The following is a 20,857-nucleotide window of genomic DNA, read 5'->3' on the forward strand; positions in this document are numbered from 1 at the left end:
AGGAGACACGATGAACACCCCAACCAACTCCCGCCGCACTGCGCTGACCACCGCTTTGCTGCTGTCCGCTGCGGCACCGGCCCTGGCTGGCGAAGGCTTCCAGGTCCGCTACAACCTCGCCGGCACACTGGGTGGTGAAATGTTTGCACCGCCAGACCAGACCGGCTGGGCGGCCGGCGTCGCCGCCACGCACCTCGACGTCAACAAAGTGAGCGGCGACGACGGCGGCGTGCTGACCAACCGTACGCCGTCCGGCACGGTGCCGGTGCCGGGCGCGCCGACCGCGCTCGCGCCGCAATATGGCGCCCATACCGCGCAGGTGTACGGCACGGGAACCTTTAAGTTGATGAACTTCGCGGCCGGCTATGTCTCGGAGGACAGCTATGGCGGCGGGCGCCTCGCTTTCCTGTTCAATGTGCCGCTTGGTGAGAAAACGCAGTATTTCGATGCGAAGGGGGGCACGCCGGCGCTGCAATGGAACGCGGTCGCGGTGGCCGCACTCCCGGCCGTCGCGCGGGCGGCCGTCAATGCTGGATTCAACGCGCAATACCAGGGCGCACTGGCGACGCAGGCTATGGCGGAAACCGGCAAGGTGTCAGGCATCGGCGACGTCGAGTTGCAGGGCGGCTGGCTGTACGTGACCGACAAATGGCGGCTGCTGGCCGGCATCTCCATCGTACTGCCGACTGGAAAATATTCATCGAAGGCGGGGCCGGACATCGGCTTTGGCAACTTCACCACGTTCCGTCCGTCCGTGCAGGCGGCGTACATGGTCACGCCGGACTGTTCTCTGTCCGGCAAATTCACGGTGGGTATCAATGGCCGCAATCAGGACAACGATTTACGTAGCGGGAACTGGGTGGGCGCGGAACTTGCCGCAGGCTATAAGACGCCGCTGGGTGTGTTCGGCGTGCATGGCATCCGCGTCCAACAAGTCCAGGACGACAGTAACAATCCATGGGGCGCCAGCCGCTTCCGGTCCAACAATGCGGGCGTATTTTTTACCACGCTGGTGCCGGGGTTCAATGCCGCGTTGACTGCACAAGTGATGAGTTCCACCAATTCACGTAATGCCAAGCATGGCAATTTCAGCCAGGTGCGCGTCACCAAAGTGTTTTAACCGCTCCGTTGTTCCCGCACTCCCCGAACTATGCCCGGGGAGTTGTTGCTGCGGCCTGGCGGCCGCGGTTTTTTCTCCCTTACTTGGACTTACACCATGAAGCACCCTATGTGTCCTACCATGCTGGCACTGACGCTGGCTATGCTGGCGACGACAAGTTATGCCGCCGGCGATGGCCCGGCCGTCACCGTGTCCGGCTATGGCACGTTCGCCTACACCATGAGCGATACCGATACAGCGGAATTCGGCCGCAGCAACCAGCTATATGGCGCGAAAAAGTCGCCAGTGAATTGGGTTGATTCGAACCTCGGCATCCAGGGAACGCTGGCCGCCAATGACTGGCTGTCGTTCACGGCCCAGGGACTGGCCCGTAAGCTCAACACCGGCGACTGGGGCGCCGAGCTTTATTGGGCCTATGCACGGGCGAAGATCGGTCATCGCTGGACGGCGATGGCTGGCCGCATCGCCGCCCCGATCTACCTGATCTCGGATTATCGCAACGTCGGCTTTGCCAACACGACGATCCGTCCGCCGCAGGAAATGTATGCGCAAGTCCCCTACGACAACCTGGACGGCGCCGCAGTCAGCCACCAGGCTGATATTGGCGGCGTCAACCTGACCACGCAGTTGGTTGCCGGTTCCACCAAGCAGGATCTGACCGTGCCCGGGGCAGCGCCCGGTACGCATACGGTGCTGAGGATCCATGGCGCCAAGTCTGTGAACGTGTTGGCCGAACAAGGTGCGCTCACACTGCGCTTCAGCTACACGCAATCGCGCCTGACTGCGGACAATTCCGCAACGATTCCCCTGACGTTGGCCTTGAGCAGTGCAGGTACAGCATATGGCATGCCGCAGCTGAATGCACTGTCTGACCGGTTGGCGGCCAACAATAAAAAGGCATCGTTCACGTCAGCCGGTCTGGTGCTGGATCGTGGCAAGCTGTTGCTACAGGCAGAGGTAGGCAAACGCAAAGTCGATGCTTTCATTCCCGATACGCGCGCATGGTATCTGATGGGCGGATACCGCTTGGGGGCGTTCATGCCTTATGCGGCATACGCGTCGCTGCGCTCGCACAATTCTGTCGGCAATAACGTGCCGGCTGCCTGTAGGGCCGATTTACCCGCGTCCTGTGGGGTAACCGTCCGTATGCTGGCGGGCGCGGTCGACGGTGTGCTGGCGCGCGGACTTGCCGTGCAGTCGACCATCAGCGCCGGTGTGCGCTGGAATTTCGCGCAATCGGCGTCGTTCAAGGCGCAACTGGACCGAGTTCGTCCCGATCACGGAGCTGGCCTGCTGATCAATGCCGCGCCGGGTTACCACGGTAGCGCCACCGTCTGTGCGGCCGGCGTGGATTTTCTTTTCTGAGGCAAGGATGAACATGAAGACACTGATGGCAGGTGCCGTGTTGTACGCGGCATCGTTGGCGGCTGATGCGGAAGAGCTGGTCGTGATCGTCAACCCGTTGAATCCGGCTACGAAAATGTTCCCGTCGCAGGCTGCACAATTTTTTCTTGGCAAATCGCAAATGTTTACTCCGGTGGATTTGCCGGAAAACTCGCCGCTGCGCGCGGAGTTTTACCAAAAGGTGGCGGGCAAGGACGTTAGCGAAGTCAAGGCAATCTGGGCCAAGCTGACGTTTACGGGTAAAGGCGCCGCACCGAAAGAATACCGCAGTAGTTCCGACGTGAAAAAAGCCGTGGCGGCTGATCCCAACGCGATCGGTTATATTGACAAGGCGGCGCTGGACGGCACCGTCAAGGTTATCCTCACGGTGCCATAAGTAATGGAGACACTTGCCATGCCACACCGGTCTCAGTCTGGGTGTCGACCTGTATACGGTTGGCCGGATATTGGGGCATGGCAACGTCCAGACAACCCGGCGCCAGGCCCTTTCGCATGTCGACGCCAAACGGGGCAGGGCTGACGCAGGTTGTTCCAGGTAGTCGTGGCCGGCGCCAGCGTTGGCGGTGCAAATGTAGCGCGGCGCGCATTTTGGCACCGTTTTGCGACGAGTTTGACACCGCCTGTGACCACTGCTGGGTGACCGCGTACGCGGCGGTGCCGGCCAGGTCGGCGTGACCCGCACCGGCTGTTTCGGAAGACCGGTGATGGGCAAACTGTTGTCAGCGACCAAGGACGGCGAAGGTAGCGAGAGCGGCAAAGCCGCCACTTGGCGCTCCACGAAGCCAGTGGCCGCCTTCAGAGCGGCCTGCCGGTCGCTGCGCTGTAAGGCCTGTAACGGCGTCACGCCGTTTAACGACCTCTTGAACGAAAATAGCCGACTCTTGTCGGCTATTTTTGCGGCAATGTGATTTCGCATTGCCCCAATTTTTATCAGCTTTTCTCGTAAAGCACTGACAAATAAAGAATTTTTGGTGGGAAGCACAAGTTTCGAACTTGTGACCCCTGCAGTGTGAATGCAGTGCTCTACCCCTGAGCTAGCCTCCCGTTGAGTGCAAGCATTATAGCGTACGAAATGTATTTGTAAAAGGGGGATTGCCAATTTCTGTCCCGGCGTCAAAGGTCTGCAACGCAACCATGACCTCTGTCCAAGACAGCGCGCCACCTCGTGTTGCCTCTATACCAGAACCGCAACGTTGTCGTTGGTTCAACGCAACGCCGCGTAGTAAACTCCGGAAACGCCATTCTTTCTGTTTCCTATGAACCGCAACCGGTATCGACCATGCGCCGCCTGATTGCCCTCCCATTGATGTTCGGGCCCTGCGCGCACGCGGAGCAGCCCGATGTGGATTTGACGTCCCTGTCGTTTGAAGACCTGGGCAAAATCGATGTCAGCGCCTCCTCCCTGTTGCCGGCCACCTGGCTGTCAACGGCGTCGACCGTGACGGCGCGCTCGCCGCGCGACTGGGAGCGCAGCGGGGCGCGCCGTACTTACGATGCGCTGGCCGATGTGCCGGGCGTGTTCGTGATGCCGCATACCAACGGCAACCAGATGCTGGCGATCCGAGGCTATGCGCGGCTGACTTCGTTTACCGGGGTGGCGGTGACGCTCGATGGCGTGCCGCTGACCGACTTGTACCGCTCGTCGCCGCAATACAGCATGCCGGCCATTAATCTCGGCGTGCTGGCGCAAATGCAGTTGATCCAGGGGCCGGGCTCGGCGCTGTATGGCAGCGACGCCTTCCACGGCGTGCTGGCGCTGCGCACGCACGGCGCCGACGAATCCGGCGCGGAAGCCAGCGCCACCGCAGGTCACGGCGGCTATTACGATGTCGCGCTGCGCGGCACCATGGCGCTGGGCCAGGATGGCCACGCCAGCATGGCGTTCGCCGCCAATGGCCAGGGCGACCAGCACCGGACCGCCACACGGCCCAATCCGGCCGGCGGTGCGCCGATCTCGGTCGAACGCGATAACGCCTTCATGGCGCAGACGGCCGTGGTGAAAGCATCGCTGGCGCGCATGGGCGGCTGGACCTGGCAGGGCGGGCTGTACCTGCACCGCTATGGCGCCGACAATTTCCAGGGACTGGGTTCGCGGCTGGCCGGGGCGCAGGATCTCGGCGGCGTCGATACCCGCTTCGCCATGCTGCAGGCGGGCGCCACCCGGCAAATGGGGGAAGATGCGTCGCTGGAAGTCAAGGCGTATGGCTGGTGGATCGACAATTCGCTGGCGAACCGCCTGCAGTCGGGCGGGAACACGGTGCAGCGCGACCTGGCCAGCCGCCAGGACCGCATCGGCCTGCAAGCGATTTACCGCGACAGCCTGCCGGCCTGGCGTACCGGCTGGGCGCTGGCGCTGGGCGCCGAGCGTCTCAACGTACGGGACGTCCACACCACGGTGCACAACCTGGCGGGCGCTTTCATCAGCAACACTCCCAATGCCTCGTCCGGTTCGGTGCGCCATGTGCGCAGCGCCACGCTGGAATTGAATACCCGGCTGGCCACCGACTGGCGCGCCGTGTATGGCGCGCGGCTCGATGACTATTCCGACTTCGGCCGCCACACTTCGCCCCGCGCCGGCGTTATTTACCAGCCGGCCGAAGGCAGCGCCATCAAGCTGCTGTATGGCCAGGCGTTCCGCGCGCCGTCCGCGGCGGAGCGCAACGGCAACATCAATACCGTGCTGGGCAACGCCGCCCTGAAGCCGGAAACCATCGATACCACCGAACTGGTGGCGCAGCACCAGAAAGGTGGCCTGCTGTGGCAGGGCAGCCTGTTCCGCTCGACGTGGAAGGAAGGGATTGCCATCGTGTTCCGGCAGGATTTGCGGATCAACCAGTTCCAGAATGTCGATAACAACCGCGCGCATGGCGCCAGCGGCGATGTCACGTGGCGGCAGGGCGCCTGGCAATTCGGGTTGGGCGCGGCCTGGGTCGCCAGCCGCAATGCCGTCAGCGGCGCGCGCTACAACATCTTCCCGCGCAACTCGGCCACCGCTTCAGTGGCCCATACCGTGGCGGAAGGGGCAGGGCAGATCAGCCTGGCGCAGCGCTGGATGGCGGGCTTTGACGATATCCCGAGCGGCGACATCTTCAAACCCACGCACTTGCCGCGCTATGCGCGGACCGACTTGTCTTATGTGCACCAGTATTCGAAGCCGTTGTCGGTGGCGTTCGTCTTGCGCAATGTGCTGAACCGCGATAACCGCTTGCCGTCCCCACTGGGGTCGGTCGGCGGGATTCCCGATGAGCGGATCAATGCCAGCGTGCGGGCGACATTCCGTTTTTAACCGGGTTTCACCAAGGCGGCGGGCGGCCCGCAAGCGAACCGCCCGTTCCCATCAGTCGTCTTCGTGGAACGCTTCTTCCCGCTTCTTGCGCAACGACGGCAGCATCACCACCGCCAGCGCCACGGCCGCCATCACCAGCATGGTGGCGCTGATCGGGCGCGTGACGAACACCATCGGGTCGCTGTGCGACAGCAGCAGCGCACGGCGCAGGTATTCTTCCATCATCGGCCCGATAATGAAGCCCAGCAGCATCGGCGCCGGTTCCAGTTCCAGTTTCGCGCAGATATAGCCGAACAGGCCGAACAGCGCCATCAGCCAGACGTCGAATTCCGCGTTATTCAGGCTGAACACGCCGATCGCGCAAAACATCAGGATGCCCGGATACAGCAGGTGGTAAGGCACCATGATCATGCGCACCCACAGGCCAATCATCGGCAAATTCAAGATCACCAGGAACAGGTTGCCGATCCACATCGACACGATCAAGCCCCAGAACAGCGCCGGCTGTTCCGTCATGACAGCCGGTCCCGGCTGGATGCCCTGGATGATCATCGCGCCGATCATCAGCGCCATGACAGGATTGGATGGAATGCCGAGGGTCAGCATCGGAATGAACGAGGTTTGCGCGCCCGCGTTGTTGGCCGCTTCCGGCGCCGCCACGCCTTCGATGGCGCCCTTGCCGAATTGCGCGGCATTCTTCGATACTTTTTTCTCGATCGAATACGACGCGAACGACGCCAGCATGGCGCCGCCGCCCGGCAGGATGCCCAGCGCGGAACCCAGCACCGTGCCGCGCAAGACCGGCGCGATGATGCGCTTGAAATCGTCCTTGGTCAGCATCAGCCCCGACACTTTTTTCATGATCAGGGTGCGCGATTCATCGTGTTCCAGATTGCGGATGATTTCGCCGATGCCGAACATGCCCATGGCGACAATCACGAAGTTGATGCCGTCGGCCAGTTGCGGCATGTCGAAGGTGAAGCGGGCCGCGCCGGAATTGACGTCGGTGCCGACCAGTCCCAGCAGCAAGCCCAGGATCACCATGCCGATGGCTTTCAGCAGCGAGCCGCTGGCCAGCACCACGGACGCCACCAGGCCCAGCACCATCAGGGAAAAGTATTCGGCCGGACCGAATTTCAGCGCCAGGTCGGCCAGCGGCGGGGCAAACAGCGCCAGCAGCACGGTCGCCACCGTGCCCGCGAAGAACGAGCCCAGCGCGGCGGTCGCCAGGGCCTTGCCGGCATGGCCCTGGCGCGCCATCTGGTAGCCGTCGATGGCGGTCACCACCGACGATGATTCCCCGGGCAGGTTGACCAGGATCGCGGTGGTCGAGCCGCCATACTGGGCGCCATAATAAATCCCGGACAGCATGATCAGCGCGGAAATCGGCGGCAAGCCAAACGTGGCGGGCAGTAGCATGGCAATGGTGGCGACCGGGCCGAGGCCGGGCAGCACGCCGACGGCGGTGCCGACAAATACGCCGATCAGGCAATACAGTAAATTGGTCAGTGTAAAGGCCGTGTCGAGGCCGAGTCCGAGGTTGGCAAAAATATCCATGTCAGCCTCCCAGCCATGGGCCAAAGATCGGCATCGGCAAGCCCAATACCTTGACGAACAGCAGGGCACTGAAGGCGGCCAGTCCGGTGGCGATCAGCACGCTGGGCAGCAGCTTGAATTGCGGACTGGCCCAGGCGCTCAGCATGACCAGCACCACAATGGCGGGCACCAGGCCGGCGCCGCGCATCAGGATGCCGAACAGCGCCACGGCCGCCAGGATGATCAGCAGGTTTTTCAGGTGGAACGCGCCGACGGCCTCACCCGGGCGCAGCATCGAACGGACCACGGAGGCCACGCCGATCAGCGCCAGCATGGTGCCCAGGATGGTGGGGAAATATGCCGGGCCCATGCGGCCGGCGGTTCCCATTGCGTAGTCCTGGCCGATGAACACGGCGGCCAGGCCAACGAAGATAAAGATGATGCCCGCCCAAAAGTCCTTGGGATGGCGGATGAAGTTCGGCACGATACTGTCTCCCCCTGCTTCGTTATTATTCGGTTGTCAAGCGGCGGCCGGGCCTGACAGTGACGCCCGCCGCCGCGTGTCGGTCCTGCGAACTTAGTCGGCGTAGGCGCCGGCCTTGGCGATGATTGGGCTCCAGCGGTCGACTTCCGATTTCAGGTGCGCCCGCAGCGCTTCCGGCTTGGCGCGCGCGTCGGCCACCGGTTCGGTGCCGAGGTCGGCAAAGCGCTGCTTGACGGTCGGGTCTTTCAAGGCCACCTGCAGCGCGCCGGACAGGGCGTCGACGATCTGTTTCGGCGTGCCTTTCGGTGCATACAAGCCGTGCCACACCGCCACTTCAAAGTGCGGCAAGCCCGCCTCGTTGAGGGTCGGCACATCCGGCATGTTGGACAGGCGCGTCTTGGTGGTCACGCCATAGGCCTTGATCTTGCCGCCCTTGATCTGGCTGGTGGTGTTGGTGGTCTGGTCGCACATGAAGTCGACCTGGCCGCCCAACAAGTCATTCATGGCCGGGCCGGTGCCTTTATAGGGCACCGTGGTGAGATCGGTTTCAATCGCGGTCATGAACAGCATGCCGCACAGGTGCGAGGCCGAACCCAGGCCCGCGTTGGCGTAAGTCACCTTGCTCTTGTTGGCTTTGACATAGGCCAGGAATTCCTTGAAGTCCTTGGCGGGGAAGTCCTTGCGGGCCACCAGGGTCATCGGCACATCGGTCACCAGGCCGACCGGCTCGAAGCTGTCGAGCGCGTTGTAGGTAAGCTTGCGGTACAGCGCCGGGGCGGTCGAATGGCCGATATGGTGCAGCAGCAGCGTGTAGCCATCGGGCGCCGACTTGGCAACGCGGCCCGCGCCGATGGTGCCGCCGGCGCCGCCGACGTTTTCCACGATGATGGTTTGCTTGAGTTTGGTCCCCATGGCTTGCGCGACCAGGCGCGCAACGGTGTCGGTCGGGCCGCCGGCCGCGAATGGCACCACCATGGTGATGGTCTTGTTCGGATAGTCCTGCGCCTGGGCCATGGCGCTGCCCAGCAGCGCCAGCACGCCGGCGGTACGCAAAAGAGTGATTTTCATTGGGGTGTCTGCCTCTATCGATGTTGTATGAATACGTGGCGCTATCCTGGTCCACGCCCTGCTACTTCTATCAAGCCCGGGCGCGCGCCGCAATTGTGGGAAACCGCAATGGTTGGAAACCACAATATGCGCCATGGAATGTCATAGTGCGCCACAGGCATGAGCATGGCACGTCTGGCAATTTTGTGGTGGAAAATTGCATCGGGTGCACACCCGGATGCACAAAATAAAACGGGCGCATCGCTGCGCCCGTTTTCAGGAGGTGGGGATGGCTTATTGCAGCAGCGATAACACCAGCGACGACTGGCTGTTGCTCTGTTTGAGCATGGCCGTGCCGGCTTGCAGCAGCATCTGGCTCGACATCATGGTCGCGCTTTCTTCCGCGAAGTCCACATCCATGATGCGGCCGGACGCGTTCTTGGTGTTGTTGACCATGTTCGACAAGTTTTGATGAACGTGGTCGAGGCGGTTGGCGGCGGCGCCCAGTGCGGAACGCACGCTGGACACGGATTGAATGGCGGTGTTGAGGAAGGTGATCATGTCATTGGCGTCGGTGGCGGTGGCAATCCCGGTACCGGTGCCGGTGCCGACCGTGCCGTCGGCGGCAAACACGTGGCCGCCGTTGGTGGCCAGCAAGTCGGTATGCATGGTGGTCAGCTGGGTCGACAAGTCCTGGGACATGACTTCGGTCTCGGCCGAGCCGATCTGGAAGTTGATGGCGACCATGAATTTGCTGTCGGCTTTGCTGGACAGCAGCGTGGTGCCGCCAAACGTCGTATTGCTGACGATATTGGTCAATTCGTCGGTCAGGGCATCGTATTCCGACTGCATGGCGGCGCGGTCGGCATCGGTGGCGGAACCATCGGCCGACTGGGTGGCCAGGTCTTTCATGCGGATCAGGATCGCCGTGGTTTCATCGAGCGCGCCGTCGGCGGTCTGGATCATGGAAATCGAGTTCTGGGTATTGCGCATGGCCGTCTGCATACCGCTGGTCTGGGCACGCAGGCGCGTCGCGATTTGCAGACCGGCAGCGTCATCCATCGCGGAATTTACGCGGTAGCCCGTACCCAGGCGGGTCATCGAGTTGGACAGACGGCTGTTGGTGCGGCTGATCGAATTTTGCGCGGACAGCGTGGCAGCGTTGGTATGCAGACTCAGCATGTTAAAAGCTCCTGTAGGCGGTGTGTTTGTTTTGAGTACCGTTCAATCTCACAAGACGACCAGTGCCGCAGGGCCATTAAATTGTCGCTAATAGAAAGTTTTAATCGAATATGAATCCCGATAGTATTCACCCGATCACGCTGCGCGCTCCACGATGACATAGTGTTTTTTCACCGCCTCCAGTACTTCGAACACCCCCTGGAAGCCGGCCGGGATCACCAGCGCCTGGCCGGGACCGGCTTCCACCGCATGGCCATGTTCATCGATCAGGCGGCAGCGGCCTTCCGTCACAAAAAAGAATTCATCCTTGTTGTCCGGGAAAGCGATGCGCCAGCTGCCGACTTCACAGGCCCAGATGCCGGCATCGACTTCGCCGCTGCTGCTGGTGAAATGGTTCCACGTGGTGCGCTGCGGATTGCCGGACACCAGGCGGTCCGGGCGGGGCTGGTCATAGGCGGGGGGCGTCGTCATGACGCTGAAATCAGTGATGGCGGGCATGGCGGGGATGGCTGCGCTGAAATGAATGAGGGCGTGATTGTACCCGGCCATGCCCGGGCTTTCATCGGGATCAGGTGCGCTGCACGAAGCCTTCCGCGTTTTCCACGCTCACGGGCCGGCCCAGCACCTTGTCGACCCGGATCGCCTGCAAGGTCACGTTGCGTACCGGCAGCGCTTGCTCGCCCTTGATCCGGCAAACAAACTGCGCTTCCCGCACGGTGACGTTGCTGACATGGAGCCCGTCGATCGGGGTCAGGCGCCGTTCATAGGTCGGCACCAGGTTGCGCCACTGGTACAGCACATCGGTTTCCACGCTCAGCACGCCGCCGGCAATGCGGGTCGCGCTGACATTGGACACGTGGATATTGCGCACATAGCCGCCGCGCCGTTCATTGGTCTTGACGAACAGGAGGTTGTTGATGGTGCTGGGCGCATCGGAACCGGCATGGTCGAAGTGGCAGTTATCGACCCAGACATTTTCAATGCCGGCCGACAGTTCACTGCCTATCGCGATCAATTGATGGCCGTTGCGGATGCGGCAATTGCGCATCACGATATTGCGCGACGGTACGCCGATGCGCCATGCATCCTGGTCGCGTCCGGACTTCACGGAAATCGCATCGTCGCCCTGGTCGAACACGCAATCCTCGATCAGCACGTTTTGCGTCATTTCCGGATCGACGCCGTCATTGTTGTGGCCATGGGCGCGGATGTGCACGCGGCGGATCACGACGTCGCGGCACAGCAGCGGGTGCAGCACCCAGAACGGACTGTCTTCGATCCGGATGTCTTCCACCAGCACATGGCGGCAGCGGTTGAATTGCACGAAATGCGGCCGCAGGTTGGCGTCGCCCGCCGCCATTTGCCGCCCAGACACCGGCATTCCTTTGGCCGCCATGTGATACAGCGCCACCAGTGCATCCATGTGCGCCTTGGGCCGCGCGTACCAGACTTTCCACACGTCGAGCCGGGCTTTCAGGGTGCCGCTGCCGGTAATGGCGACATTCTCGCAATCGTGGGCGTAGACCAGCGGCGAATAGTTATAGCATTCCAGGCCTTCCCAGCTGGTCAGCACGGCCGGCAGGTAGTCGGCCGGATTGGCGGAAAACAGCAAGGTGGCGCCCGCTTGCAGGTGCAAGTTGACATTGCTTTTCAGGTGGATGCAGGCCGTCGGCCAGACGCCGGGCGGCACCACCACCGTGCCGCCGCCCGCCGCATGGGCCGCGGCGATGGCCTTGCGCAGCGCGGCACTGGTGCCGGCCTGGTCATCTTGCCGCGCGCCGAACGTGTTGATGGCAAAGCGCGGGCTGGCGCTGAAGTCCGGCACGCCGATGGCCGGCATGGCGAAGGGGGCGCTGACTTGAACCGGCTGGCGGCGCACATTGCCCGCCGGTCCTGCCGGCGTCAGCGGGCCCGCCTGGGCCGCGTCGCCGGCGGCGGCCCGTGGCGGGGACTGGCATCCGGCCAGCAGGGGCAGGATTGGCAGTGCGGGCAGCATGGGCAGTGTTGCGGCGGCCTTCAGCAATGTGCGGCGCGGCGAGGGAGCGGGGGCGCGGGATGGCAATGCGGTCTCCTGGTGGTCGAAGGGATGCGGGGCCCGGCCATTCTACGAGGCGGCGATGGCGCGCGGTATGGCGGTTCTGATCGACTTGCTGAGCAATGAGGCCGCCATGCTGTAGCTATTCCGCGCGCCAACTCCCCGCTTTTACCTACACTGGGGCCATCACACTGCGGCAGGAGGGCTAGCCATGGGCACCACTGATAGCGCCGGCGACAACGCCGGCAATCACGCCGGTAATCTCGCCGGCAACCACGCCGACAACCAGGGCACCAAGCACGCCACCAATCACGCCACGAACGGCGCCAGCAATGGCGCATCGCTGTCGCCCTGGCTGGACCATGCCGGCTTGCCGGAATTTCCACCCCTGTCCGCCGACATCCATACCCAGGTCTGTGTGATCGGCGCCGGCATTGGCGGCCTGAGCACCGCTTATTTGCTGGCGCGGGAGGGCAAGCACGTGGTGCTGATCGATGCGCTGGCGATCGGCGCCGGGGAAACCGGGCGCAGCACCGCGCACTTCTTTCCGCCCGATGAATGGTATCGCGGTGTCGAGGCCGGTTATGGCGGTGAGCATGCAAAGCTGGTGGCCGACAGTTTCAGCCAGGCGGTCAGCCTGGTGGAAGCGCTGGTCCGCAGCGAACAGATCGATTGCGCCTTTGAACGGGTCGATGGCTACCTCGTGGCTCGGCCGGAGCACGACCTGCAGGACATGGCGCGCGAATATGAAGCGGCGCAGCGCGCCGGGGCCGACGTGACCTTGCTGGAGCGGGCCCCGGGACTGCCGTTTGATACCGGACCGTGCGTGTGTTATCGCGGCCAGGCGCAATGCCATCCACTGCGTTATCTTGGCGGGCTGGCGGAAGCGCTGGTGCGCCATGGCGGGCGGATTTATTGCGGCACGCGCGCCCATGCCGTGAAAGGCGACCGCGCGGTGCAGGTGGTGCATACCGACGGCGGCGACATTTACGCGGAAGCTGTGGTGGTGGCCACCAATACCCCCTTCAACAACCGCGTCGCGGTGCACACCAAGCAGGCCGCTTACCGTACCTATGTGGTGGCGCTGCAGGTGCCGCGCGGCGCCGTGCCGCACCTGCTGTTGTGGGACACGGGCGACCCGTATCACTACGTGCGGGTCCACGCGCCGGCGGGGGCGGAGCACGACTTGCTGATCGTCGGCGGCGCCGACCACAAGGTGGGGCAGGATGACCATCCCGCGCATCGCTACGATGAACTGGAACAATGGGCGCGCGCCCGCTTCCCCATGGCGCGGCAAGTGGCGTACCGCTGGTCCGGCGAAGTCATGGAACCTGCGGACGGCCCGGCCTACCTGGGCCGCAATCCGGCGGACGACGATAATGTGTATGTCATCACCGGCGACTCGGGCAATGGCATGACCCATTGCACCATCGGCGCCATGATCATCGCCGACCTCATCATGCGGCGCGACAATGCCTGGACCGATCTCTATGACCCGGCGCGCAAGGTGCTGCACGGCATGCAGGGATTCATGGCGGAACAAGCCAACACGCTGTCCTACTATGCCGAGTGGGCCACCGGCGGCGAAGTGGAGTCGGCGGCGGAAATCGCGCCGGGGCAGGGCGCCATCCTGCGGCAGGGCATGCACAAACTCGCGGTATACCGCGACGCGGAGGGCGGCTTGCATGCGCTCAATGCGCGCTGCACCCACCTGGGCTGTGTGGTGCACTGGAATGCGGGCGAGTGCAGCTGGGATTGTCCGTGCCACGGTTCGCGCTTTGACACCCGGGGAACGGTCTTGCACGGCCCCGCCGCGTCGGCGCTGGCGGCGGCCACCTTGCCCGACGCGGCAGGCTTGCCCCCGGCCGGTCCCGGCGATGCGGAGCATGCGCGGCGGTAAATCCGGTCGCCAAGCGATGTAACCCTGGAAACAAAATGTAATTGTTGCCGTGGCCAATAACAGTGCTGATTAAGATCAATCATCACATTGATTTTTCCGGAGGCACGCCGTGAGCTACAGCACCCTGACCCAGTATGCGGGCTTGACCAATTTTGAAATGAATACCGCGCCGCGCCTGCCCCTGTCGGTCTATTCGCCCGGCAATGGTGCGACGTCGGTGTTTGATTACGCGGCGCTGTACCAGGCGGATTACGCGGGCGCGGCCAGCCATGCCGTGTTCAGCTGGCAGGGCCAGGCCGGCGCCGTGTATTCCATCACGGCCGGCAGCTATCTCGATCCGAAACTGTTGCTGGTATTTGATGACATGGGCAAGGCGATTGCCGAGGATGACGGCGGCGGCGTCTTTGGCAGCGACCATGTCAGCTTTGTCGCGCCCTATACCGGCACGTATTACGTCGACGCGTCGTGGGTGCAGGGGAGCCGTGGCGGCGAGCAGAAAGTCACGCTGGGCATCCTGGAAGACCTTGGCAGCAGCAAGGTCGCGGTGACCGGCGGCACGCCGCGTAGTGAACAGCTCGACGGCACCGTGGGCGATGACGACATGTATGGCATGAGCGGCGATGATTCGCTGTATGGCGGCAAGGGCAATGATTTCCTGGATGGCGGCTGGGGCACGGATTCCTCGTATTACCTGGGCAACCGCAACGACTACACGGTGGCCAAGGATGGCGGCGGCTTCCGCGTGACCGATAAAGCCGGCGCGGAGGGCAGTGATTTGCTGGTCAACGTGGAACGGCTCGATTTCGGCGACGTCGATCTGGCGCTCGATATCGATGGCGCCGGCGGCCAGGCATACCGGCTGTACCAGGCCGCCTTTAACCGCACCCCGGACAAGTCCGGGCTGGGGTACTGGATTGCCCAGCTGGACCGTGGCGCCAGCCTGACCGACGTGTCGCAAGCCTTCGTGAACTCGGCCGAGTTCACCGGGCGCTATGGCGCGAACGCGACCAATGCCAGCATCGTCAGCAACCTGTACTGGAATGTGCTGCACCGTGCACCCGAACAGGCCGGCTTTGACTACTGGGTCGATGTGCTCAACGGCCACCGCGATTCACTTGCCAATGTGCTGGCCAATTTCAGCGAGAGCAAGGAAAACTATGCGAACCTGGTCGGGGTCATGAGCAATGGCGTGGAATTCCAGCCATGGGGGTGAGGTAGCGTGAAATAACAAGGCCGGCATATGCCGGCCTTTGTTGTTAGTGGAGCGGGCGGTTGCGCAGCCAGTCCGTGCTCCAGCCGGTCTGGGTTTGCTCGCCAGAAAAGTCATAGACGCAAAACACGCGTTCATCGAACGCGGCCACCAGGACAAAATCACTGCCTTCGAAATCAGGTTGCGTCATCAGGTTCAAATACGCTTCGTCTGCCATTGCCAGATCCGACGTCGTGGTTTCCGTCCACGCCAGGCGTTCGCCGGTCATGGTGCGGACATAGATATGAAAATGTTCTTGTTGCTGCATAGCTATTCACCAGTTTTAAGGAGGGCAGTCCTCCATCCTAAGCGTTCTTGGACGCGGCGAAAAGGCCCGATTCAATCGTGCGCCGGTCTTTTTTGCAGAATAGTGCGGTTTTTCAGTATTTTGTGGAAATTGATGTACGTTACTCGGGTGAATAGATTCAAGGCCATTAATAATGTGGTTTCGGAAAGGTTATGCCATTGACTATTTGCCGTGGGAATTAGCATATTTGAAATAATTCTATGGGGCATACGGTCCGCTTCGTACAATGCGAAGATTGCTCCAATTCAAATCACTGTATGGATCCGATGCACCCTTCCCACGTCAAACCAGCGCCGGTCGGTTTCTGGCAAGCGTTCGCCTTTTGGCTGAAGCTGGGTTTGATCAGTTTCGGCGGCCCGGCCGGGCAAATCGCCATCATGCACCAGGAACTGGTGGAAAACCGCCGCTGGATTTCCGAACGGCGTTTCCTGCATGCGCTCAATTACTGCATGGTGCTACCGGGACCGGAAGCGCAGCAGCTGGCCACCTACATCGGCTGGCTGATGCACCGCACCTGGGGCGGCGTCGTGGCGGGCGGGCTGTTCGTCCTGCCATCGCTGCTGATCCTGATCGTGTTGTCGTGGATTTATATCGCGTTTGGCGACGTGTCCGTGGTGGCGGGGCTGTTTTATGGCATCAAGCCCGCCGTCACCGCCATCGTGGTGCAGGCGGCGCACCGCATCGGGTCGCGCGCGCTGAAAAACAATGCGTTATGGGCGATTGCCGCCGCCTCGTTCATTGCGATTTTCGCCTTCGATGTGCCATTCCCGCTGATTGTCCTGGCGGCCGCGCTGACGGGATACATCGGCGGCCGCATGGCGCCCGCCACGTTTGCCATTGGCGGCGGCGGCGGCCATGGCGGCGCCGAGGCGTCGTATGGCGCGGCGCTGATCGACGACACCACGCCGCCGCCGGCCCATGCGCGCTTCCGCTGGCGCAAGCTGGCGCTCATCGTTGTGGCCGGCGCGGCGCTGTGGACCTTGCCGATGGGCGCGCTGACCGCGCTCTTTGGCTGGCACCACACGCTGACGCAAATGAGCTGGTTTTTCACCAAGGCGGCCCTGCTGACCTTTGGCGGCGCTTATGCGGTGCTGCCGTATGTCTACCAGGGCGCGGTCGAACACTATGGCTGGCTGACGCCGCGCCAGATGATCGACGGGCTGGCGCTGGGTGAAACCACGCCGGGGCCGCTGATCATGGTGGTGGCGTTCGTCGGGTTTGTCGGCGGCTATGTCAAGGCCGTGTTCGGGCCGGACGCGCAATTCCTGGCGGGGGCAACGGCCGCCGCGCTCGTCACGTGGTTCACCTTCCTGCCCTCGTTCCTGTTCATCCTGGCCGGCGGCCCGCTGGTGGAGTCGACCCATGGCGACATTAAGTTCACGGCGCCGCTGACCGCCATTACCGCCGCCGTGGTCGGGGTGATCCTGAACCTGGCGCTGTTTTTCGGCTACCACGTGTTGTGGCCGGAGGGGTTCCATGGGCGCTTCGACCCGTGGTCGGCCGTGATTGCCGCCGGGGCCGCGGTGGCGCTGCTGCGCTACAAGCGCAATGTGATCCACGTGATTGCGGCCTGCGCGGTGGCGGGACTGGGCGTGAAACTGGCGCTGGGTTAAGCCAGCGCCATGCCAAGGCGGCAAGGCCTTGTCACGGATCCCCTACATTAACTCATGGCAATGCCCGATACCGTGACAGCGCCGGGAGCGCGATACTGGTGTTCATCGAGGACGTGCAACGCACACCGAACAGGAGCAGCCCATGAATACCGTGATTCCCATCGCCGCCGCCAACGCCAGCACGGTGGCGCCAGCCGCCAAATCGGGCAAGGTCAATTGCACGCTGTGCAGCTTTAACCGCTTTTGCCTGCCGCAAGGCCTGGCCGACAGCGACGTGGCGCGCCTGGACCAGATTATCGCCCGCCGCCGCCGTCTGGCGCGCGACGAGCAATTGTTCAGCATGGGGGCCTCGTTCGGCAGCCTGTTTGCGGTGCGCCTGGGCCACTTCAAGACGGCGCAAGTCAATATCCACGGTGAGCAGCAGGTGACGGGCTTCCACATGGCGGGCGACTTGCTGGGGATGGATGCGATCGGTTCGGGCTTGCACAACTGCAGCGCCACCGCGCTGGAAGACAGTGAGGTCTGCGAAATCCCGTTTAACCGCTTGCAGGAACTGGCGATGCAGACGCCGTCGCTGATGCAGCAATTCCACCGCGTGCTGGGCCGTGAAATCCAGCGCGAACAGGCGATCATGCTATTCCGCGGCAGTATGCGCGCCGACCAGCGCATGGCGCTGTTCCTGCTGAACATGGGCGCGCGTTACGCGGCGCGCGGCTATTCCTCCGCCAGCTACCAGTTGCGCATGTCGCGCGAAGATATCGGCGGCTACCTGGGGCTGACGATCGAAAGCGTCAGCCGCCTGCTGGCCCGTTTCCGCAAGCAGGGCTGGATCAAGCTCGACAACCGCGATATCCGGCTCCATGACCGCGACAGCCTGGAAGCCCTGTCGACCGGACGGGAACCCGGCGCGGACAGCACCATTGCCGCCGAGGCGTGCGCCGCCTGAAGGGTTGTCATGCACGTTGAATGCCTCATGCCGGCGCCCCCGGACCCGGCGGACTGCTCCCAATGCGCGATGGGCAACCTGTGCCTGGCCGGCGGGTTGCGGCCCGGCGAGTTGGCGCAACTGGAAACCATCGTGGGCGGACGGCGCACGCTGATGCGGGGCGAATACCTGCACCGCGCGGGCGACGCTTTCGTCAAGCTGTACGCCATCCGCAGCGGCCACCTGAAAACGCTGCGCCATGCGCACGGCAATTGCCAGCTCACGGGTTTTCCCATGGAGGGCGAGTTGCTGGGGCTCGATGCGATCGCCGACGGCTGTCATGACACCGACGCGGTGGCGCTCGAAACCTGCGAAATCTGTGAAATTCCGTTTGACCGGTTGCGTGAATTGCTGGTGGCGGTGCCTGCGTTGATGGACCAGTTCCACCGTGCGCTGAGCCGTGAAATCCAGCGCCAGCAGGCCTCCCTGTTCCTGATGGGGAATGCGCGCGCCGAGCAGCGCCTGGCGCTGTTCCTGGTTGGATTGCGGGCGCGCTATGCGGCGCGCGGCGCGCCGTCCACGCAAATCCAGCTGCGCATGTCGCGCGATGAAATCGGAGCCTACCTGGGCTTGACGATGGAATGCGTGTGCCGCTTGCTGGCGCGCTTCCGCAAAGCGGGATGGATCACGCTGACGGGCCGCCACCTGACCATCGTGGACGGGCCGCGGCTGGCGGCGCTGGCAGAGGGCGTTTGCCAGGAACCACTGGTGTAGCGCCACTTAACCCGGCGTGCCTTCCCGTGCTATTCTGCGCGAAAAGGTCACGTGCCGGGTTGGCGACAAGGGGAGTGGGTTGGATAATTTTGTGATGGAAGGCCGCAACCTGGAATGGCTGCTGGCCGCCGCCAGCGATGCCATGCTGATTGCAGACCACGGCGGCCACATCGTGCTGGCCAATCCCGCGTTGTGCAACCTGTTTGGCTATGAAGCCGGGGCATTGCAGGGGCAACCGGTGGAAACGCTGGTGCCGGCCCGCTTGCGCGCGGCGCACGCCGGCTTGCGCCACGGGTTCAGCGCGCATCCGCGCCCGCGCGCCATGGGTGCGGGGGCTGAATTGTCCGGCGTGCACCGCGACGGCCGCGAATTCCCGGTCGAGGTCAGCCTGTCTCCGCTGAGCGCGGACCCGCCGCTGGTGCTGGCCATCGTGCACGACATCACGGCCCGCAAACAGGCCGAAGCCGCCTTGCAGGAAAGCGAAGCGCGCATGCGCGCGGTGTTCGATTCAGTGGCCGACGCCATCATTACCATTGATGAGCATGGCGTCATGGAGCGCCTCAATCCCGCCGCCCAGGCCTTGTTCGGCTATGCGGAAGTGGAAGCCGCGGGGCAAAACGTGTCGATGCTGATGCCACCGTCGCACCGGGACCGCCATGACGGCTACCTGGCGCATTACCGCGCCACGGGCGAACGCAAGATCATCGGCATCGGGCGGGAAGTGGAAGGGCGGCGCAGGGATGGCGCGATTTTCCCGATCGAACTGACTGTGACGGAAATGTGGCTCGGCACGCGTCGCATGTTCACCGGCGTGGTGCGCGATATTTCACAGCGCAAGGAAGCCGAGCGCGAAAACCGCCAGCTGTTGCAGGAACTCACCAGCGCCAACGAGGAGTTGACGAATTTCGCCTATGTCGTGTCGCACGACCTGAAAGCGCCGCTGCGCGGCATCGGCTCGCTGGCCGACTGGCTGGCCACCGATTACGCCCAGCACTTCAATGAGGAAGGCCGCGAGCACATGCGCCTGCTGATCAACCGTGTGCACCGCATGGGCGCGCTGATTGACGGCATCCTGCAGTATTCCCGGGTTGGCCGCGTCAGGGAGGCACGGGTGGCGGTGGAGGTGAACCGCATGCTGGCCGACGTGGTGGATTTGCTGGCGCCGCCGCCGCACATCACGGTCACGGTGCAGCCGGACATGCCGGTCCTGGTGATGGAGCCGACGCGGCTGCAGCAAGTGTTCCATAACCTGATCTCGAATGCGATCAAGTACATGGACAAGCCGGCCGGCCGGATCACGGTGGGCTGGGCCGAACTGGACGGGGAATGGCGCTTCAGCGTGACTGACAATGGCCCCGGCATCGAAGCGCGCCACTTTGAACGGATCTTCCAGCTGTTCCAGACCCTGGCGCCACGCGACCGCGTGGAAAGCACCGGGGTCGGCCTGGCGCTGGTGAAAAAAATTGTGGAAATGTACCAGGGGCGGGTCGGCGTCGAGTCGGTGATAGGCCAGGGCAGCACCTTCTGGTTCACCTTGCCGGCCGGCGTGCGGCCGTCCCTTCTTCAGGAAAATGAATGAAAGTAGCCAACAAACCGATTTTGCTGGTCGAGGACGACCAGGTCGATATCATGACGATCCTGCGGGCACTCAAGGAAATCCATGTCTGCAACCCGGTGGTCAGCATGGAAAACGGCGAGGCCGCGCTGGACTGGCTGTCGCGGGCGGACGGCGATTTACCGTGCATTATCTTGCTGGACCTGAATATGCCGATCATGAATGGCATCGAGTTCCTGCGGCTGGCAAAACAGGATGAGCGGCTGCGCCGCATTCCCGTGGTGGTGCTGACCACGTCCGAAGAACAGGAAGACAAGGTGCGCAGCTTTGATCTCGGAGTGGCGGGCTACATGGCCAAGCCGGTGGATTACCGCCGCTTCGTGGAAATCGTGCGGTCGATCGACATGTACTGGACGCTCAGTGAAATGCCCTGAGGGAGA

At 63.1% G+C, this 20,857-nt stretch carries 20 protein-coding genes and 1 tRNA gene; 13 read left to right on the plus strand and 8 right to left on the minus strand.

From position 1 onward, the window contains the following. Positions 1 to 10 precede the first annotated feature (10 nt). The 4 genes from AC1RRC_RS07240 to AC1RRC_RS07255 all read left to right on the plus strand — a co-directional run bounded on the left by AC1RRC_RS07240 (position 11) and on the right by AC1RRC_RS07255 (position 3,432). Positions 11 to 1,120 (plus strand): transporter, encoded by a 1,110-nt coding sequence (locus tag AC1RRC_RS07240; RefSeq protein ID WP_493054585.1) that lies wholly within the window; start codon positions 11 to 13, stop codon positions 1,118 to 1,120. 120 nt (positions 1,121 to 1,240) lie between these two features. Beyond that, on the plus strand, positions 1,241 to 2,485 hold the full coding sequence (locus tag AC1RRC_RS07245; RefSeq protein ID WP_493054586.1) for a hypothetical protein: 1,245 nt from the start codon (positions 1,241 to 1,243) through the stop codon (positions 2,483 to 2,485). A gap of 13 nt (positions 2,486 to 2,498) precedes the next feature. Further along, positions 2,499 to 2,900, plus strand: a complete 402-nt coding sequence (locus AC1RRC_RS07250; RefSeq protein ID WP_493054587.1) for a type 2 periplasmic-binding domain-containing protein — start codon at positions 2,499 to 2,501, stop codon at positions 2,898 to 2,900. A gap of 328 nt (positions 2,901 to 3,228) precedes the next feature. Then, positions 3,229 to 3,432 carry a hypothetical protein gene (locus tag AC1RRC_RS07255; protein WP_493054588.1) on the plus strand — a complete coding sequence of 68 codons (204 nt, stop codon included), beginning with the start codon at positions 3,229 to 3,231 and terminating at the stop codon, positions 3,430 to 3,432. Positions 3,433 to 3,493: 61 nt separating this feature from the next. Here the strand turns inward: AC1RRC_RS07255 and AC1RRC_RS07260 are convergent. After that, positions 3,494 to 3,568, minus strand: a tRNA-Val gene (locus AC1RRC_RS07260). Positions 3,569 to 3,803: 235 nt separating this feature from the next. Here AC1RRC_RS07260 and AC1RRC_RS07265 point away from each other — a divergent pair. Beyond that, positions 3,804 to 5,810 (plus strand): TonB-dependent receptor plug domain-containing protein, encoded by a 2,007-nt coding sequence (locus tag AC1RRC_RS07265; RefSeq protein WP_493054589.1) that lies wholly within the window; start codon positions 3,804 to 3,806, stop codon positions 5,808 to 5,810. 51 nt (positions 5,811 to 5,861) lie between these two features. Here the strand turns inward: AC1RRC_RS07265 and AC1RRC_RS07270 are convergent, their stop codons facing one another. From AC1RRC_RS07270 to AC1RRC_RS07295, 6 genes are all read right to left on the minus strand, one after another. Then, complete coding sequence (locus AC1RRC_RS07270) at positions 5,862 to 7,367, minus strand: tripartite tricarboxylate transporter permease (protein ID WP_493054590.1); 1,506 nt, start codon at positions 7,365 to 7,367, stop codon at positions 5,862 to 5,864. Position 7,368: 1 nt separating this feature from the next. Continuing rightward, positions 7,369 to 7,830: a tripartite tricarboxylate transporter TctB family protein gene (locus AC1RRC_RS07275; RefSeq protein WP_493054591.1), complete on the minus strand. Its 462-nt coding sequence runs from the start codon at positions 7,828 to 7,830 to the stop codon at positions 7,369 to 7,371. A 93-nt stretch (positions 7,831 to 7,923) separates the two neighbouring features. Further along, a complete protein-coding gene (locus tag AC1RRC_RS07280) occupies positions 7,924 to 8,898 on the minus strand; it encodes a tripartite tricarboxylate transporter substrate binding protein BugD (protein ID WP_493054592.1) in 975 nt (324 codons plus the stop codon). Between the two features lie 273 nt (positions 8,899 to 9,171). Beyond that, a complete protein-coding gene (locus AC1RRC_RS07285) occupies positions 9,172 to 10,059 on the minus strand; it encodes a flagellin N-terminal helical domain-containing protein (RefSeq protein WP_493054593.1) in 888 nt (295 codons plus the stop codon). Between the two features lie 135 nt (positions 10,060 to 10,194). Further along, the gene (locus AC1RRC_RS07290; protein WP_493054594.1) at positions 10,195 to 10,557 is read right to left on the minus strand and encodes a cupin domain-containing protein; all 363 of its coding nucleotides are present in this window, start codon (positions 10,555 to 10,557) and stop codon (positions 10,195 to 10,197) included. Positions 10,558 to 10,627: 70 nt separating this feature from the next. Further along, a complete protein-coding gene (locus tag AC1RRC_RS07295) occupies positions 10,628 to 12,055 on the minus strand; it encodes a glycoside hydrolase family 28 protein (RefSeq protein ID WP_493054595.1) in 1,428 nt (475 codons plus the stop codon). On the opposite strand from AC1RRC_RS07295, the gene AC1RRC_RS07300 reads away from it, so the two are divergent. The 3 genes from AC1RRC_RS07300 (at position 12,054) to AC1RRC_RS07310 (ending at position 15,207) form a co-directional block, all read left to right on the plus strand. Further along, positions 12,054 to 12,236, plus strand: a complete 183-nt coding sequence (locus AC1RRC_RS07300) for a hypothetical protein (RefSeq protein WP_493054596.1) — start codon at positions 12,054 to 12,056, stop codon at positions 12,234 to 12,236. The two genes, AC1RRC_RS07295 and AC1RRC_RS07300, sit on opposite strands and share 2 nt — an antisense overlap. A 69-nt stretch (positions 12,237 to 12,305) precedes the next feature. Beyond that, the gene (locus AC1RRC_RS07305; RefSeq protein ID WP_493054597.1) at positions 12,306 to 13,994 is read left to right on the plus strand and encodes an FAD-dependent oxidoreductase; all 1,689 of its coding nucleotides are present in this window, start codon (positions 12,306 to 12,308) and stop codon (positions 13,992 to 13,994) included. Positions 13,995 to 14,103: 109 nt separating this feature from the next. Next, positions 14,104 to 15,207 (plus strand): DUF4214 domain-containing protein, encoded by a 1,104-nt coding sequence (locus AC1RRC_RS07310; protein ID WP_493054598.1) that lies wholly within the window; start codon positions 14,104 to 14,106, stop codon positions 15,205 to 15,207. Positions 15,208 to 15,250: 43 nt separating this feature from the next. On the opposite strand, the gene AC1RRC_RS07315 is transcribed toward AC1RRC_RS07310, so the two are convergent. Continuing rightward, the gene (locus AC1RRC_RS07315) at positions 15,251 to 15,511 is read right to left on the minus strand and encodes a hypothetical protein (RefSeq protein WP_493054599.1); all 261 of its coding nucleotides are present in this window, start codon (positions 15,509 to 15,511) and stop codon (positions 15,251 to 15,253) included. Positions 15,512 to 15,816: 305 nt separating this feature from the next. Between AC1RRC_RS07315 and chrA the strand changes: the two genes are divergently transcribed. From chrA to AC1RRC_RS07340, 5 genes are all read left to right on the plus strand, one after another. After that, a complete protein-coding gene (chrA, locus tag AC1RRC_RS07320; RefSeq protein ID WP_493054600.1) occupies positions 15,817 to 17,163 on the plus strand; it encodes a chromate efflux transporter in 1,347 nt (448 codons plus the stop codon). 142 nt (positions 17,164 to 17,305) lie between these two features. Continuing rightward, a complete protein-coding gene (fnr, locus tag AC1RRC_RS07325; protein WP_493054601.1) occupies positions 17,306 to 18,109 on the plus strand; it encodes a fumarate/nitrate reduction transcriptional regulator Fnr in 804 nt (267 codons plus the stop codon). A gap of 27 nt (positions 18,110 to 18,136) precedes the next feature. After that, positions 18,137 to 18,862 carry a helix-turn-helix domain-containing protein gene (locus tag AC1RRC_RS07330; protein ID WP_493054602.1) on the plus strand — a complete coding sequence of 242 codons (726 nt, stop codon included), beginning with the start codon at positions 18,137 to 18,139 and terminating at the stop codon, positions 18,860 to 18,862. A gap of 79 nt (positions 18,863 to 18,941) precedes the next feature. Further along, the gene (locus AC1RRC_RS07335) at positions 18,942 to 20,441 is read left to right on the plus strand and encodes a sensor histidine kinase (RefSeq protein ID WP_493054603.1); all 1,500 of its coding nucleotides are present in this window, start codon (positions 18,942 to 18,944) and stop codon (positions 20,439 to 20,441) included. Beyond that, entirely contained in the window at positions 20,438 to 20,851 is a 414-nt protein-coding gene (locus AC1RRC_RS07340; RefSeq protein WP_493054604.1) for a response regulator, read from the plus strand. Before AC1RRC_RS07335 ends, AC1RRC_RS07340 begins: the two co-directional genes overlap by 4 nt. Positions 20,852 to 20,857: the final 6 nt, after the last annotated feature.

Source organism: Pseudoduganella sp. GW821-FHT12E03, from assembly GCF_058807115.1.

Excerpts from the sequence above, each read along its gene's own strand:
- AC1RRC_RS07240 (WP_493054585.1), top strand. The coding sequence starts at position 11 with ATGAACACCCCAACCAACTCCCGCCGCACTGCGCTGACCACCGCTTTG.
- AC1RRC_RS07280 (WP_493054592.1), bottom strand. The coding sequence starts at position 8,898 with ATGAAAATCACTCTTTTGCGTACCGCCGGCGTGCTGGCGCTGCTGGGC.
- AC1RRC_RS07330 (WP_493054602.1), top strand. The coding sequence starts at position 18,137 with ATGCCGGCGCCCCCGGACCCGGCGGACTGCTCCCAATGCGCGATGGGC.
- AC1RRC_RS07265 (WP_493054589.1), top strand. The coding sequence starts at position 3,804 with ATGCGCCGCCTGATTGCCCTCCCATTGATGTTCGGGCCCTGCGCGCAC.
- AC1RRC_RS07270 (WP_493054590.1), bottom strand. The coding sequence starts at position 7,367 with ATGGATATTTTTGCCAACCTCGGACTCGGCCTCGACACGGCCTTTACA.
- AC1RRC_RS07340 (WP_493054604.1), top strand. The coding sequence starts at position 20,438 with ATGAAAGTAGCCAACAAACCGATTTTGCTGGTCGAGGACGACCAGGTC.
- AC1RRC_RS07245 (WP_493054586.1), top strand. The coding sequence starts at position 1,241 with ATGCTGGCACTGACGCTGGCTATGCTGGCGACGACAAGTTATGCCGCC.
- fnr (WP_493054601.1), top strand. The coding sequence starts at position 17,306 with ATGAATACCGTGATTCCCATCGCCGCCGCCAACGCCAGCACGGTGGCG.
- AC1RRC_RS07315 (WP_493054599.1), bottom strand. The coding sequence starts at position 15,511 with ATGCAGCAACAAGAACATTTTCATATCTATGTCCGCACCATGACCGGC.
- AC1RRC_RS07290 (WP_493054594.1), bottom strand. The coding sequence starts at position 10,557 with ATGCCCGCCATCACTGATTTCAGCGTCATGACGACGCCCCCCGCCTAT.
- AC1RRC_RS07305 (WP_493054597.1), top strand. The coding sequence starts at position 12,306 with ATGGGCACCACTGATAGCGCCGGCGACAACGCCGGCAATCACGCCGGT.
- AC1RRC_RS07255 (WP_493054588.1), top strand. The coding sequence starts at position 3,229 with ATGGGCAAACTGTTGTCAGCGACCAAGGACGGCGAAGGTAGCGAGAGC.
- AC1RRC_RS07295 (WP_493054595.1), bottom strand. The coding sequence starts at position 12,055 with ATGCTGCCCGCACTGCCAATCCTGCCCCTGCTGGCCGGATGCCAGTCC.
- AC1RRC_RS07285 (WP_493054593.1), bottom strand. The coding sequence starts at position 10,059 with ATGCTGAGTCTGCATACCAACGCTGCCACGCTGTCCGCGCAAAATTCG.
- AC1RRC_RS07300 (WP_493054596.1), top strand. The coding sequence starts at position 12,054 with ATGGGCAGTGTTGCGGCGGCCTTCAGCAATGTGCGGCGCGGCGAGGGA.
- AC1RRC_RS07250 (WP_493054587.1), top strand. The coding sequence starts at position 2,499 with ATGAAGACACTGATGGCAGGTGCCGTGTTGTACGCGGCATCGTTGGCG.
- chrA (WP_493054600.1), top strand. The coding sequence starts at position 15,817 with ATGCACCCTTCCCACGTCAAACCAGCGCCGGTCGGTTTCTGGCAAGCG.